At 55.7% G+C, this 14,336-nt stretch carries 9 protein-coding genes and 1 pseudogene; 9 read left to right on the top strand and 1 reads right to left on the bottom strand.

What is annotated here, in order from left to right; all coding sequences use genetic code 11:
- Nucleotides 1-14 precede the first annotated feature (14 nt).
- From AA098_RS03595 to AA098_RS27905, 9 genes are all read left to right on the top strand, one after another.
- Nucleotides 15-2,846: an ATP-binding protein gene (locus tag AA098_RS03595; protein WP_033725392.1), complete on the top strand. Its 2,832-nt coding sequence runs from the start codon at nt 15-17 to the stop codon at nt 2,844-2,846.
- Nucleotides 2,833-4,029 (top strand): EAL domain-containing protein, encoded by a 1,197-nt coding sequence (locus tag AA098_RS03590; protein ID WP_003249842.1) that lies wholly within the window; start codon nt 2,833-2,835, stop codon nt 4,027-4,029. The genes AA098_RS03595 and AA098_RS03590 overlap by 14 nt, the downstream gene beginning before the upstream one ends.
- Nucleotides 4,030-4,108: 79 nt before the next feature.
- Complete coding sequence (locus tag AA098_RS03585) at nt 4,109-7,330, top strand: hybrid sensor histidine kinase/response regulator (RefSeq protein ID WP_064613841.1); 3,222 nt, start codon at nt 4,109-4,111, stop codon at nt 7,328-7,330.
- Between the two features lie 64 nt (nt 7,331-7,394).
- On the top strand, nt 7,395-8,042 hold the full coding sequence (locus AA098_RS03580) for a response regulator (protein ID WP_003249839.1): 648 nt from the start codon (nt 7,395-7,397) through the stop codon (nt 8,040-8,042).
- Between the two features lie 662 nt (nt 8,043-8,704).
- Nucleotides 8,705-9,289: a fimbrial protein gene (locus tag AA098_RS03575; protein WP_003249837.1), complete on the top strand. Its 585-nt coding sequence runs from the start codon at nt 8,705-8,707 to the stop codon at nt 9,287-9,289.
- Nucleotides 9,290-9,346: 57 nt separating this feature from the next.
- Nucleotides 9,347-10,069: a molecular chaperone gene (locus AA098_RS03570; protein WP_033725390.1), complete on the top strand. Its 723-nt coding sequence runs from the start codon at nt 9,347-9,349 to the stop codon at nt 10,067-10,069.
- A 113-nt stretch (nt 10,070-10,182) separates the two neighbouring features.
- Nucleotides 10,183-12,693 (top strand): fimbria/pilus outer membrane usher protein, encoded by a 2,511-nt coding sequence (locus tag AA098_RS03565; RefSeq protein ID WP_256545211.1) that lies wholly within the window; start codon nt 10,183-10,185, stop codon nt 12,691-12,693.
- A 26-nt stretch (nt 12,694-12,719) separates the two neighbouring features.
- Nucleotides 12,720-13,718, top strand: a complete 999-nt coding sequence (locus AA098_RS03560; RefSeq protein ID WP_003249830.1) for a fimbrial protein — start codon at nt 12,720-12,722, stop codon at nt 13,716-13,718.
- Nucleotides 13,709-13,972 (top strand): DUF2076 family protein, encoded by a 264-nt coding sequence (locus AA098_RS27905; protein WP_082916939.1) that lies wholly within the window; start codon nt 13,709-13,711, stop codon nt 13,970-13,972. Before AA098_RS03560 ends, AA098_RS27905 begins: the two co-directional genes overlap by 10 nt.
- Before the next feature lie 94 nt (nt 13,973-14,066).
- Here AA098_RS27905 and AA098_RS29700 read toward each other — a convergent pair.
- A pseudogene (locus AA098_RS29700) lies at nt 14,067-14,302 on the bottom strand (chromate transporter); the annotation flags it as partial.
- Between the last annotated feature and the right edge of the window lie 34 nt (nt 14,303-14,336).

The raw sequence follows: 14,336 nt of genomic DNA, 5'->3' as shown, positions 1-14,336 counted from the left end.
CACAAAGTTGGCTAATGCGATTAAAACGTTACCTTCTGCACATCAACCCCTTACTGTCCAACCCCGAAGCGGCCCGGCGGTTGCTGCGATTGTTCGCCATCGTTTTATCGATCGGTATCTTGAGTGGTGTCTACAACTTTTTGCTGTTCACCTTTAACAACGACATCTCCCAACGTCGTGGCTACATGAGCAGCGCGATTGCCGAAGCCCATGCATTCTTCACCAACCGCGAAGCCTTGCTGGAAAGCCTGAGCCTGTCGGCTGTACGCAAGGAGCAACAAGCCAAGCCATTGGTCTACCTGCCTTCGAGCGAAGAAATCCACCTGCAGCTGGGTAGCAGCCCCAACAACCTGTGGAGTATCTGGCTGACCAAACGCATGCGCAGCTATATGCAAGACAAGCAAGTCAGCCTGCTATACGTAGGCACCGGTGCACAAGCCCAGGTCAGGCGGCTCTTTAATGCAACAGCTGAGGTGCCCGAACTCTCTGCCGCCATGCTTGAACAACTGCATGTACTCAAGAATCGTGCAGCCGCGCCACTGAGCGAGTTGTGGTTGACTGACCACAATGAGCAACGCTCGCACCTGTACATCTTCATTCGCCTGGACGAACGCGCCCCCGAGTCCGGCTGGCTGGGCCTGGAAATGGATACGCGTGAGGTATCCAGAGCCTTGAGTGATCATAGCGCCGGTGCGTTCATGATGCTCAATGCCGATGGCATGCACGTGTTCAGCAACAATCCGCAGGAGAGCCTGAACCAGAGACTGCTCAGCCCCCAAGGCGAAAACTTCTTTGGCTTTATCGGCAACGGCCTGATGCCCGATCACCTGGTGATCCGCAAACACCTGAAGTCTTCGGACTGGCAACTAGTCTACTCGATCGACCTGCTGGCAGTGCTGGGGGGCTTGTGGAAACAATTGCTCGGATCACTGCTGTTCTGCCTGTTCAGCATCACCCTGATCGTGCTGTTGATGCGCCGTTTCGAACAGCGCTTGATCGCCCCGGCAGTCCATCGCATTGAAGCCTTGATAGAAAGCGAAGCGTTCAGCCGTGACGTCATCGAGACCGCCCCGGTCGCGTTGTGCGTTCTGCGTCGCAGTGACGGCAAGGTGGTGCTGGAAAATCATCTGGCCCAACAATGGTTAGGTGAAGGCCTTGAGCGTGATGTGCTGTGTGCCGGCTGGATCCGCGACGCCTTCGACTCGGTCGATGCCAACTGCAGCGATTACTTTGAAACGGCCGATGGCCGCCACTTGCACCTAAGCAGTGCGCCCACCCGCTACAAGGGCGAAGACGTGTTGTTCTGCGCCTTCAGCGACATCAGCACACGCAAGCAGGTGGAAGCTGCGCTGGAGGAAGCGCGGCAATCGGCCGACGCGGCCAACGAAGCCAAGACCCTGTTCCTGGCCACCATGAGCCACGAAATCCGCACGCCCCTGTACGGCGTCCTGGGCACCCTCGAGCTTCTGTCCCGCACCCGTCTCGACGGCCAGCAGAAAGACTACCTGCATGCCATCGAAGGCTCTTCGGCAACACTCTTGCAACTGATCTGCGACGTCCTGGACGTATCGAAGATCGAGGCTGGCCAGTTGATTCTGGAAGTGAGCGAATTTTCACCACTGGAACTGGTGCACGAAGTCGTCCAGAACTATAGCGCCGCAGCAACCAGCAAAGGCCTGCAACTTTATGCCTGTCTCGACCCACACCTGCCTGAACGACTGATTGGTGATGTCTCGCGAATCCGCCAGATCCTCAACAACCTGCTAAGCAACGCGGTGAAGTTTACCGATTGCGGGCGTGTGGTGCTCAGGGTCCGCTTGCTGAATTGCGAAGGCGAACGATCAGGCCTGTTGTGGCAAGTTTCGGATACTGGCAAAGGTATTGCCGAGAAGGATCAAGCCTACATTTTCGAGCCCTTCTACCAGATCGAAGGCAATACTCATGTAGTCGCAGGAACCGGGTTGGGACTGCCCATCTGCCAACGCCTGACGCAATTGATGAACGGTCATATGCGCATGGTCAGTGAACCCGGCCTGGGCAGCAGCTTCACCTTGACCTTACCGCTGGAAGTCGCCTTCGGCACGAGTGACACAACCGTGCCGCACAGCTTGTTGGCCGAAATCATCTACATCGTTTCACCGATTCGCGAACTGGCAGAGTCTATCGCTGGCTGGCTGCGCCGCTGGGGGGCCCGAGCGCAGATCGGCTGCCCTGCCGAGACCTGCGCAACCCGTACTCAGGTATTACTTGAGCTGCACCCAGGCCGCGTCGAGCAACACCTGCAGCCGGACTGGCCAGGTCCACGGATCCTGATCAGCAGCAATGGCTGCAGCGAACCCCGGCATGAAGACGGTATCTGGTGCGTGAATCTCAACCACCTGAATGCTATTTACCAGGCTGTCAGCCAGGCCCAGGGACTGAGGGCTACCACAGGCGATGAACACACAAAGCCGCAGGAGATGCGACAGCTTGACCTGCGCGTGCTGGTCGCCGAAGACAACATCATCAATCAGCTGATTCTCAAGGGTCAGCTCGAAGAACTCGGATGTACCGTCGTGCTGGCCAGCGATGGCGATGAAGCGCTGCAGCACTGGAGGCCTGGCCGGTTCGACGTCGTACTGAGTGATGTGAACATGCCCCGTATGAATGGCTATGCCTTGGCCAGAGAACTGCGTCGACAAGGCTGCCTGGCGCCGATCATCGGTGCGACGGCCAATGCAATGCGCGGCGAAGAAGAATTATGTCTGGCCGCCGGCATGAACCGTTGTCTGGTCAAACCTTTTGCATTGCAAGCCCTGTTCAACTGCCTGGCGCCCTATCAAGGAATCACCCGTGAAGCCCTATAACATTCTGATTGTCGAAGATCACCCGTTTCAGCGTATGTACCTGCAGCACCTGTTAAGCGAACTGGGTGAATTCAATCTGGAGTGCGCACGGGACGGCAACGAGGCGCTGCAGCGCCTGCAACAACGTGACTTCGACTTTGTGCTGACCGACCTGTTGATGCCCGGCATGGATGGTGTGCAGTTCATCCAGCGTCTGGCCGGGCTGCGTTGTAAACCTGACCTGGCAATCATGAGCGCCGCCTCTCGACGTATGCTGATGGCGGCCAGCCTGGTCGCCAAAAATCTCGGCGTCGATGTGATCGGACTGATCTCCAAGCCCGTGTCGCCTGGCGCCCTGCGTAGCGTGACCGAGCAACTGCGGCGCAAGCATCAAGTCGCTGCGCAAGCCGCTGCTGCCCCGATCGCCGAGTTTGACCGCCAGACCCTGCTCCAGGCCCTTAACAGCCGTGCTTTTCAGGCCTGGTTCCAACCCAAGAAATCTTTGCACAGCGGTCGTATCGTCGCTGCCGAAGCCTTGGTGCGCTGGATGCATCCTGAACAGGGGGTGTTATTGCCCGGCTCGTTCCTGCCTGCACTGAAAGCGTTTGGCATGGAGGAGCGCTTGCTATGGCTGATGCTCAAACAGGCCATGGATGCCCAGGCCCGCTGGCGCGAACAGGGCTATGACATTCCGGTGTCGATCAACCTGCCCACCCACCTGCTCAATAGCCACGACCTGGCGGACCGTCTGCTGGAGTTTGTCCTCCATCATCAGGGTATACCCGGCAAGCTCTGCTTCGAACTAATGGAGAGCTCTACGCCAGAAGACCTCAGCAACTTCTACGCCGGAGCCTGTCGCTTGCGCATTAAAGGTTTCGGCCTGTCTCAGGATGATTTCGGCCAGGGTTACAGCTCCTACCTGAGCCTGGTGTCGGCGCCGTTCACCGAGCTGAAGATCGACCGCGCACTGGTCCAGGGATGTCATCAAAACGAGAACATGGCCTCAGCCCTGGCCAGCATTGTCGCCCTGGGGCGCAAGCTCGGCCTGACCGTGGTGGCCGAAGGGGTGGAAACCTCCCAGGAGCTTGCCCTGTTGCGCAAAATCGACTGCCATCAGGCCCAGGGCTTTCTGATTTCCCACGCTGTGTCACCAGATCAGTTTCAGCAACTCTTGAACCTTGATGGGGCGGCGACTCTTTATTGATCTGCCCCCAACCCTCGACCACTATTCAGAGGTAACATTCATCGGATCTCAGTATTTTAAGGCCCTGCGGACACTGTTCATGAAGCAAAACAACGCCTCACTGGAAAACCTCACCCGCAGTTCATTACGCCTGAACAAAGGGGTGATGATTCTGCTGGTATTGGCGTTGCTGCTGGTCGGCACCAGCTTCTGGTCGATCCAGCGCCTGGTCGAAGAACACCATGACACGGTGCGCTTTCATTTTGCCCGCCTGCTGGAAAACATTCAGGAGCAGGAAGCCTTTTTGAAAACGCTGGCTGCGCAGGGGACACAGCTGTCTGACGAAAGCCCACAGGTGCATTTGCTTTCACCCTTGCCGAACGAGGGACCAAACATTTACCAAGGACAGGCGTTCTCGTTCTCATTACCCTTCAGCGTCAAACTCGACAAGGACAAAGTTGTTGCTCATGAACACCCCAAGATCTTTGGCCTGGGGGCAAACCTGGCAGACCTCTACAGTACGTTCTGGTCAGCTTCGCACTTCCCTTCACCGCAAGTGTTTCTGTTCGGGCCACACGACAGCTACGACATTACCGTGCCTGCGACCGGACGTTCACGCGGCAAGATGATGAACATCAACGAAAGTTTCGTCGATGTGTTCAACACCGTCCGGGCTCGCACACCGCAAGACAGCCAATACTTGATGAACAACGGGATCGATTGGCGAAGCTATGTCGAAGTGCCCGACCGCACAACACCTGCGCGCTTGTTGGCGTATGTCAATCTCCAGTCCAAATCCGAACAGGCGCAGGTCAAGGGGAGCGACGCCCGCCGTATTGTGGCCTCGCTGCTCGACCTGTCACAGATCAACGACTTTGAACGCATCATGGACTGGATGGTGTATGACCGCTTCACCCTGATTGCTCCGGCCGGTGAAGTACTGATTGGCATTCAGCGCCCGGAATCACATCTGCACGAGGGCGTGAACCTCAAGCCAGAAGGTCTGGTGTTCAAGCTGGTCAACCACGACGGTCCCGGCTGGGCGGCCATCTACACCATTAGCTTCAAAAGTTTTTTCCGCTACGCATTCTGGTCACTGACCACCTTGCTGCTCTCGCTCCTGGCCATCATCGGCCTGGGCTGGCTGGCCAGCCGCTGGTACAAGAAACAGGTTATCCTCCCAGCGCGCCAGGCCCACGCAAGCATCGCCGAGAGCGAGGCTTTCAGCCGCGTGGTGATCGACACCGCGCCGACCGGACTGTGCGTGGTGCGCTGCGCGGACCAGCAGATACTGCTGGAAAACCAGCGGGCCCGGCAATGGCAAGGCACCGCCGCACTGGTCAAAGCCCTGAATCTTCAACAGGACAACGCTAATACCGCAGAGCACGATCTGGAAATCGACGGCCGTCACCTGCAAGTCGGCTTCGTCGCTACCCGTTATCAGGGCCAGGACGTGCGGCTGTATGCCTTCAACGACGTCACACGGCATGTCGAAGATGCCCATGCCCTGGAACACGCCCGGCGCGCCGCCGATGCCGCCAACGAAGCCAAGACCCTGTTCCTGGCCACCATGAGCCATGAAATCCGCACACCGCTGTACGGCGTGTTGGGCACGTTGGAACTGCTTGGCCTGACCCCGTTGGAGCCACGCCAGCTGGCTTACCTCAATACCATCCAGCGTTCTTCGGCCACCCTGTTCCAACTCATCAGCGATGTGCTGGATGTCTCCAAGATTGAATCCGGCCAGATGGCCATCGAGCCGGTTGAATTCTGCCCGCTGGACATGCTCGAAGACACCTTGCATACCTACGCCGCCTTCGCCGAGCGCAAGGGATTGCAGCTCTACGCCTGCACCGACGCGCGGCTGCCTGGCAGGGTGCTCGGAGATCCGATGCGGATTCGCCAGATCCTCAACAATCTGCTGAGCAATGCCATCAAATTCACCGACACCGGCCGGGTGGTGTTACGTACCCGTGTGCTGGAGCTCACGGAGGGAAAGGTCAGCCTTGAATGGCAAGTCACCGATACCGGTATCGGCATCGGCGAACCACAGCAGGCGAAACTGTTCGAGCTGTTCTATCAGGTCAAGGATGCATCCAGCGAAGGCGGTGCGGGGTTGGGCCTGCCAATCTGCGGCTGGCTCAGCGAGTTAATGGGCGGGCAGATGAGAGTGGTCAGTGAGCCGGGGCTGGGCAGTAGCTTTTCCCTGAAAATGAATTTGTCGGTGTTGCCTGGCGAGCTGCCCGACTGCCCCGCCATCGAACGCGACCCGACACCTGTGTATGTGCGCGCGCCACTCCCGGAACTGGGGCAAAGTTACTGCGACTGGCTTGAGCGCCTGGGCGTGGATGCGACCCTGACAATTCCCCCACAAGCGCCAGACAACCCACAGGCGCTGCTGGTTGAAGTCCTTGCAACCACACCTGAACTGCCCTGGAACGGGCAACGGATCTGCTGTATCAGCGGTGGACGCAACCCCGCCCAATACAGTGATGGCCACTGGGACGTCGACATGCATGATCTGCGAGCAGTAGCTCAGGCCATCGTGCTGGCCCGTCAAGGGACTTGCCGACCAGCCGGTGAAGCACCCGAACAACGTAGCGTGAACCTGCAGTTGCATATCCTCGTAGCCGAAGACAACCCGATCAACCAGGCCATCCTCAAGGAGCAGCTCGAGGCCTTAGGGTGCAGCGCCGTGGTCGTAGCCAATGGCGAACAGGCCTTGCACCTGTGGCAACCCGAGGTCTTCGACCTGGTGCTCACCGACGTCAATATGCCGGTCATGAACGGTTATGAACTGGCCAAGGCCCTCCGCGCGCACGACAGCCGCTTGCCGATCATCGGCGTGACTGCCAACGCTATGCGCGAGGAAGGCTTACGCTGCATGGAAGTGGGGATGAACGCCTGGCTTGTCAAACCGCTGAGCCTGAAAACCTTGCGGGCACAGCTGATCAAACTGTGCAAACCCATGCTGCACAGTGCTCCTTCACGGCTCGACGCCGAAACCCTGAGCACTTCGCACACCGCAACGCCCACTGATAGCGTAAAACTGTCACCGACAATGCGGCCGCTGTTTATCAATACCATGCGACAGGACATCGAGCTCATCAGCAGCGCGCTCGCACAGCAAGATGCCAGAGCCATCGCCGAGCGCCTGCATAGCATGGCCGGCGCACTCGGTGCGGTCCAGGCCAGCCGCCTGGCCAGACAGTGCGTCGACCTGGAGGATCAGTTGCACAACGCGAAGCTCGATGCCCCCATTACGCAGAAAGTACAGCAGGTACTAGAACGTCTTGCGACAATCCTGGACACCCTCGCGTAAACTCACCACACCACTACGTGCAACCGTATGGACCCCCTTCGCACCGGTATAACGGGCCGTATTTATGGAAAAACTCAAGGTCATCATCGCTGACGATCATCCCATCGTCCTTCTCGGTGTTCGCGAGCTGGTCGAGCGCGACCCACGCTTTTGTGTGGTTGGCGAGGCCGTGTGCTCCAGGGGCCTGATCGAACTGCTTGAACAACAAACGGTCGACATCGTTATCAGCGACTACAATATGCCCGCTGATTCACCCTATGGCGACGGGCTCAAACTGGTCGACTACCTGAAACGTCGTTACCCTCACGTCCAGGTTCTGATATTGACGATGATCTCCAACCACCTGATTCTTACCCGCCTACAGGAGCTGGGAGTCGTTGGTGTCATTCAGAAAAATCAACTCCATACGGAAATCGAACTGGCACTCAATGCCATCGCCCGTCAAAGCACGTATCAAAGCCTGGAACCTGCGAAAACTTCAGTAATTGATTCCAATACCGCTATCGATGAGCGTGTGGCCAGCCTATCGCCGAAAGAGTTTGAAATACTGCGATTATTCGTTGCCGGGAAAAGCGTAAGCGATATAGCGCGCAGCCAGAGCAGAAGTGCAAAGACCATCAGCGCACAAAAAATATCTGCCATGCGCAAACTCGAAGTCAGCAGTGATCAGGATTTGTTGACCTATTGCCTGGCGCGTAGCATTTTCAACTAAACCCTCCATTAGAAAATTGCATTGACTGGTGCCATCGACAACGATGCCTAGTCCTATGATGTCACCATTGCCGAGCGCATGATCGTCATGGACATAGGCATCACCGAAAGCCTGCCTAAGGACGCGTTAAGGGCAAGTTCTGTAACCTCGACATCCACTGCAACCTGGCGCACCAGAAGTTGGTGGGTATCCCTTGCTCTTTGCTTAGCGTGCAATGCTTTCGGCTGACGTTCACGGTACCGCCTTATCGAAAGCATCCGAATTAAGAATCGTCTGATGTCCGCAAATAGCTATAGCCGTTATTGTTCACGGGCATTTCCACAAATGCCCTTACCCGACCAATAGCAATGGACATGACATGAAGAACATTTTTCTATAATTGTAACCACTTCCTCGTTCATCCGAGCGCTCCACAGCCAGCAGAAGTGCCAACTTCACCGGCCTACCCAATACGCCGTCTGATCAGAAAATAGTGCAACCCTGGCTGCGTGATCGCTGCAGTTGTGGGCATTAATTACAGGTGTACTTTCGAAAGCCCTAACGCCGACCACATGGCCTGCAAGACTTTCAATCTCAGCACCCATCACTTAAGCAGCCCGCGCTCGCAAACAACCTAATCTGAAGAATATAGCATTTCAAATTTGCATTAAGGAGTTAAAACTGTGTGTAAACCCATTAAAGCACTCCTGGCCATCACTGCCACAGGTTTTATTGCCAGCAACGCCATCGCAGCCGACGGCACCGTGAACTTCTCCGGTGAAATTGTCGCGGCGTCCTGCAGCATCAGTGGCGGTGCAGGCACAAGCGTCAGTGGCGCGGCCGGAGATCAGGTTATTGACGTCAAGCTCGGCAAAATCAGCTCCAATTCGCTCAAGGGGGTAGCCGGTGGCGGAATCACGGCAGGCCAGGCTATCAACCTCAACCTCGATTGTGGCACGACCGCTGCCGACTTGACCGCAGTGACCATGCAATTTGATCCAAGTAGTGGTTCGGGCATCGACGGCAAGAATCCTAGCTTGCTGAGAACCGCCGGCACCGCTGCCGGTGTTGGCATCGGCATCTACAACACCGCCAACAAGCTACTGAACCTGTCGTCGAACGAAAGCATCAGAGGCGCTCTCTCAGGCGATGCGACAGCTGGCTACAAAGCCAGACTAAGTCTGCGTGCGGCCTATGTGGCCAATGGTTGGACAGTCAAGCCAGGTACTGCCACCGGTACTCTGCCGTTCACCCTGAGCTACGAATAATCCCGTCGAGTAACAAAGGGGTGTAGTTACACCCCTTAGCTATCTACAGAGTTGTCGATGAAAACGATGATGTTTGCAAAAGTGGCACTGCTCGGGGCGCTGACCTGCTTCAACTCGCTGGCCAATGCGGGAATCATGCTGGGCGGAACGCGGGTGCTGTACACCGAGCCTAGCAAGGAAGCCTCCATCTTGGTGATGAACCAGGGCGCGCAAGACATCATGATCCAGTCCTGGATCGAACCCGAGGTCAAAGATGGTGCGCAAAATGTGCCATTCGTGATAACACCAGCGCTCAGTCGTCTGGGAGGTAACAAACAGCAGTTGTTGCGAATTTTCTACTCCGGCGAGCATTTGCCAGGCGATAAAGAATCGCTGTTCAGGCTGAATGTTCAGGAAATCCCGCAGAAATCCAAAGACGACAACAGCCTGCAGATTGCGGTGCGCCAGCGACTGAAGCTGTTCTATCGGCCAGCCAGCCTGGTGGGCAAGCCCGATGAAGCCCCACAACAACTGCACTGGCGCCTAGTCGAACAGTCAGGCAAAGCGGCCGTTGAAATACGCAACCCTTCGGCGTTCCACGTCTCTTTCGCGAGCGTCACGCTGAACAACGGCTCAGCTAGCTACCCCGTCTCCGTCGGCATGATTGCCCCGGGCAAGACGCAAGTCTTCAACGTGCAAGGACTCCCCGCCGGTAAAACGGTCAAGCCCACGACCGTAGAATTCAGCAGCATTAATGATTACGGCGGTCATGACACTCACTCAATCAAACTGAGCCACTAGCACGCGTCGAACGCCACCTCTGGCTGAAACTAAGCACGGGCAAAGTCTAGACAGTTTATTAATGAAAATCTTGATTTCTGGCACTTTCAGAAGTCAGGCTGACGGGTGGGCACATGCCAACTTTAACGAAATTTAGGAAAGCCAGGAAATTTAACGCCGCCTTCCTTCCCGGAGTTTCGTGCGTCATAACCTTGGGGGTTACAGCACAAGCAGCGGCAACAGAGGTACAATTCAACGAACTGTTTTTGAACAAAGCAGGCACTTCCATTGACCTTAAATATTTTGAACAGGGCAATACGGTGCAACCCGGCACCTACAATGTTGATATCTATTTTAACCAGTCACTGTCGAAGCGTCAGGATATCAGCTTCATCCTCGACAGCAGCTCTGGTAAGGTAAAGCCGATCATCCGACTGGCACTGCTCGAAGAGTTAGGGGTCGATATCCAGCGCCTGAAGAAAGATGGCGTTATTCCGACTAACGCCAACCCTTCACAGATCGTCGATCTGATGGCGTTGATCAAGGGCGCGACACTAGAGTTCGAGGTGACTCGCCTGGCCTTGGAAATCAGCGTGCCGCAGATTTACGTAAAACGTCAGGTGCACGGCTATGTTGACCCTTCCCTGTGGGATCAGGGCCTTACCGCCCTCTATACCGATTACCAGGCCAATTTCAGTCGTAACGACTCGAACGGCAATCGTAGCGACTATCGCTACCTTGGTCTGCGCAGCGGTTTCAACATCTCGGGCTGGCGCCTGCGCAACGAGTCTGCATGGACCGGCGGCACCGGCAGCAAAAGTACCTTTCGCAGCAACCGCAACTATGCCGAGCACGACCTGTCGAGTCTCAAGAGCAAGTTTGCCATTGGCGAACTCTACAGTCAGGGCGAGATATTCGATAGCGTGCGTTTTCGCGGCGCTCAGATCAATTCCGATATCGGCATGTTACCGGATAACGAGATCGGCTATGCGCCTGTAGTGCGTGGTATCGCGGAGACCAACGCGACCGTTGAGGTGCGGCAAAACGGCTATGTGATCTACTCCACGAGCGTGCCACCAGGAGCGTTTGAAATTGCCGACATCTACCCCAGTGGTTCCAGTGGTGATCTGACGATCAAGATCATCGAGGCTGATGGGCTGGTGAGAGAGTATTCGCAGGCCTACTCTTACCTGCCGGTAATGACCCGTCAAGGTAACTTCCGTTACAGCCTGGCTGCTGGTGAGTACGCCTATGACGGCCAGCCTTCGCCCAGATTCATCCAAGGCACAGTGGTATATGGATTATCGAACAACCTAACGACTTATGGCGGTGGATTAACGGCACAGGATTACAAAGCCGCAAACGTTGGCTTCGGGGTCAACTCGGGGATAGGCGGCTTTTCTTTTGATGTAACCAACAGTCAGTCAAAAGGCTTACAGGGCAACACTGATGAAGGTCAGAGCGCGCGGTTTCTCTACTCCAAGACTTTCAACGCGACCGATACGAGCTTCACGATGGCCGGTTACCGCTACTCAACCGCTGGCTATCGGACCTTCAGCCAGCACATCGATGACCTGACGTACTTCAACGAACAATCGTCCGGACGGCAAAAAAGCCGGTTAGACATGAACATCAACCAATCACTGGGACAACGTGGCTCGATGTACGCCAGCCTGGGCGAGAGCAGCTATTGGAACCGTCAGGGCCGAACGCGCAACTGGCAGTTCGGCTACAGCGGCACCCTGGCCTATGCCAGCTACAGCCTCGCCATCGCCCATACCGAAGGCTCTGGCGGACCGAACTCGGATACTCAGTTCACCGCGTCGCTGAGTATTCCATTGGGACGTAGCGACAGATCGCATCGTTTGTATGCCAATGCCCTGGCCTCACAGCACGGCGACTCCAGTGTGCAAAGTGGTGTTTCGGGATTTCTCAATGAGGGCAGTACGCTCAGCTATTCCGTCCAGACCGGGCACAGCAAGCAGAGCGGTAACTCCAGTGGCATCGGCCTGGGATGGGACACCCCTACTTCGCGGATCAATGGCAACTACAATCAGAGTCGCGACAACAAACACATGGACCTGAGTGCCGGTGGATCTGTGGTGGTGCACCAAGACGGCATCACCTTCGGCCAACCGCTGGGGGAAACCTTTGCGTTGATCGAGGTTCCTGACGTCTCTGGGGCCGGCGTGGACAGTTCAGCTTCCATTCGCACCGACCGTAAGGGATACGCCGTAGTGCCCTACGTTCAGCCCTATCGCTACAACTGGATCAACCTGGATACCACCACGCTGGGCAACAACACTGAAGTGAGCGAGAGCAGTGCCATGCTTGTGCCGACCCGTGGCGCCATCGTCAAAGCGCGCTACGCCTCCGTACAAGGTCGGCGCGTACAATTTGACCTGAAGCAGGACAGTGGCCAGCCAATTCCCTTCGGTGCCCAAGCTCGTGACTCACAGGGCAAAGTGCTAGGCATCGTCGACAATCTGTCGAGACTTTTGGTGTTCGGCATTCATGATCAAGGCGTACTGGAGCTCAACTGGAGCTCAGGCAGTTGCAAGGCCGAATATCATCTAACTCCTGTGAAAAGAGATAGGGCCTATGAGCGCTTTGAGCTGCGCTGCCGCACGTCGTCAGCACAGTAATTAACTTTCACTGCTAGGAGATTAGAATGCGGCTATTGGTTGGGTTGATCGGAATTTTTGTGCTAGTTGAAAGTAGCTCATTATGGGCCGCTTGCAAATGGGATCAGGTGATGTCGGGATTTCGACCTGATCCGTACAATAGTGTTGTTGTTCCCCCGAGCATCACAATGAGCCTCACTCCAATCGGCGGTGTACTGGCCAGCTTTTCTGGGGGAGGGGCTAGGCTTGGTGTTGTTAATTGTGACCGGCTTGATAAGCTAGAAGCCATCTTGGACATCAAGGGGTTGGAGCCTGCAGGTATCATGGATGTCTATAAAACAAACGTTCAGGGTGTGGGTATCCGCATCACTGGATACGCCAACTCAAGGCTGGTGTGGACCCCGCCGCAGAAGACAATTGTCTATGACGAACCCAGATATGAAGCGAGCCCGACGAGCATAAAAGTCGAGTACATACGTACAGGCTTCGTGGTCGGGTCAGGAAAAGTAACCTCTGATTTCCGTGTCTTATTTAAAGCTCCCGGTATAAGTCCAAGCACAATAGAATTTGCCTCTTCGGCACAATCTAGCGAACTAATCAATGAGACGTATTTTACTAGTTGCGCGTCAACTACTAGCAACCTTAATGTATCAATGGGAAAGCAGCAAATTAAAATGATTGGCGCTAACACCTCGCCCAAGAAAGATTTTTCTTTTGAGGTGCGATGCCTTGGCTTAAAGCCAAATAAACCAGTTCCTATTAAGATATATTTTGAGGGCGATTCTCCAGGCGCCGGCAAACTAAATCTTTCTGGGGCTGGGCAGGAGGGTGTAGCCAGTGGCGTTCATATAGCGCTCACCACAAACAAGGGGAAAGTGCTACCCTTTAATAAAAACAACTCAATTGAGCTCGAGTGGTTACGCAGCGAAGCCATGGCAGAGGTCTACCGGTTTTCCGGCGTAGCACAGTATGCTCCGAGCCAGACGGGGAAGTTGAAACCAGGTCGGGGAGACGCGACCATGACCTACGTACTGGAATACAACTGATATTCCAAGAACTTATTACTTTAGAGCAAGGTGGCGGATTCCTTTCGGGCGCCTTGCAAACGACCGCCGGTGTGGCGGGTGGCATGGTGCTTGGTAACATGCTGATGGGGATGTTCCAGGACGATGGTGCTGATCAACTCGCGAACCAGGCACCTGCAAAAGAACCACCTGTGGCACAGGAAGAGCCGGTATCAGATGCCCACTATGCTCACGAGGGCTTCTTCGGTGGAGGAGACGACGAAGCGTTCGTTTAACTTTCTCAAGTGAGCACAACATGCAGGTCGTCAAAACCGGCATGTTGTGCCTGCTGACGACTGCTTCCCGTCAAAACAGGCAGGACGTTCAGCATTATTTAATGATTTGGATAATAAGTCTGGCCAATGCAGAGGCGTACAATACCTAGTCACACTCCGTTTGAATCGAAAGAGCGCTAGCGCAGCACCGACTGCAATCAGCGCAGGTGACCAATCGAAAGCGTCTTCAAATCCATTGGGCCAACGCATGTGGTAGCCGAAGGACAGCGCCAAGTTGAGGATCACGCCAACCGTACCCGCTGTGATTCTGGTCAGAGGGGCGGTGTACTTCCCACTGAGCACGGGCATACCGTCTCGCCTTGTA

Source organism: Pseudomonas sp. JY-Q, from assembly GCF_001655295.1.
Taxonomy (GTDB): Bacteria; Pseudomonadota; Gammaproteobacteria; order Pseudomonadales; family Pseudomonadaceae; genus Aquipseudomonas; species Aquipseudomonas alloputida.
The sequence above is the reverse complement of the archived record's forward strand: the minus strand, read 5'-3'. Positions and strand labels throughout refer to the sequence as shown.

Coding starts and splice junctions, on each gene's coding strand:
- AA098_RS03595 (WP_033725392.1), top strand. CDS start 15: ATGCGATTAAAACGTTACCTTCTGCACATCAACCCCTTACTGTCCAAC.
- AA098_RS03570 (WP_033725390.1), top strand. CDS start 9,347: ATGAAAACGATGATGTTTGCAAAAGTGGCACTGCTCGGGGCGCTGACC.
- AA098_RS03585 (WP_064613841.1), top strand. CDS start 4,109: ATGAAGCAAAACAACGCCTCACTGGAAAACCTCACCCGCAGTTCATTA.
- AA098_RS03560 (WP_003249830.1), top strand. CDS start 12,720: ATGCGGCTATTGGTTGGGTTGATCGGAATTTTTGTGCTAGTTGAAAGT.
- AA098_RS03565 (WP_256545211.1), top strand. CDS start 10,183: ATGCCAACTTTAACGAAATTTAGGAAAGCCAGGAAATTTAACGCCGCC.
- AA098_RS03580 (WP_003249839.1), top strand. CDS start 7,395: ATGGAAAAACTCAAGGTCATCATCGCTGACGATCATCCCATCGTCCTT.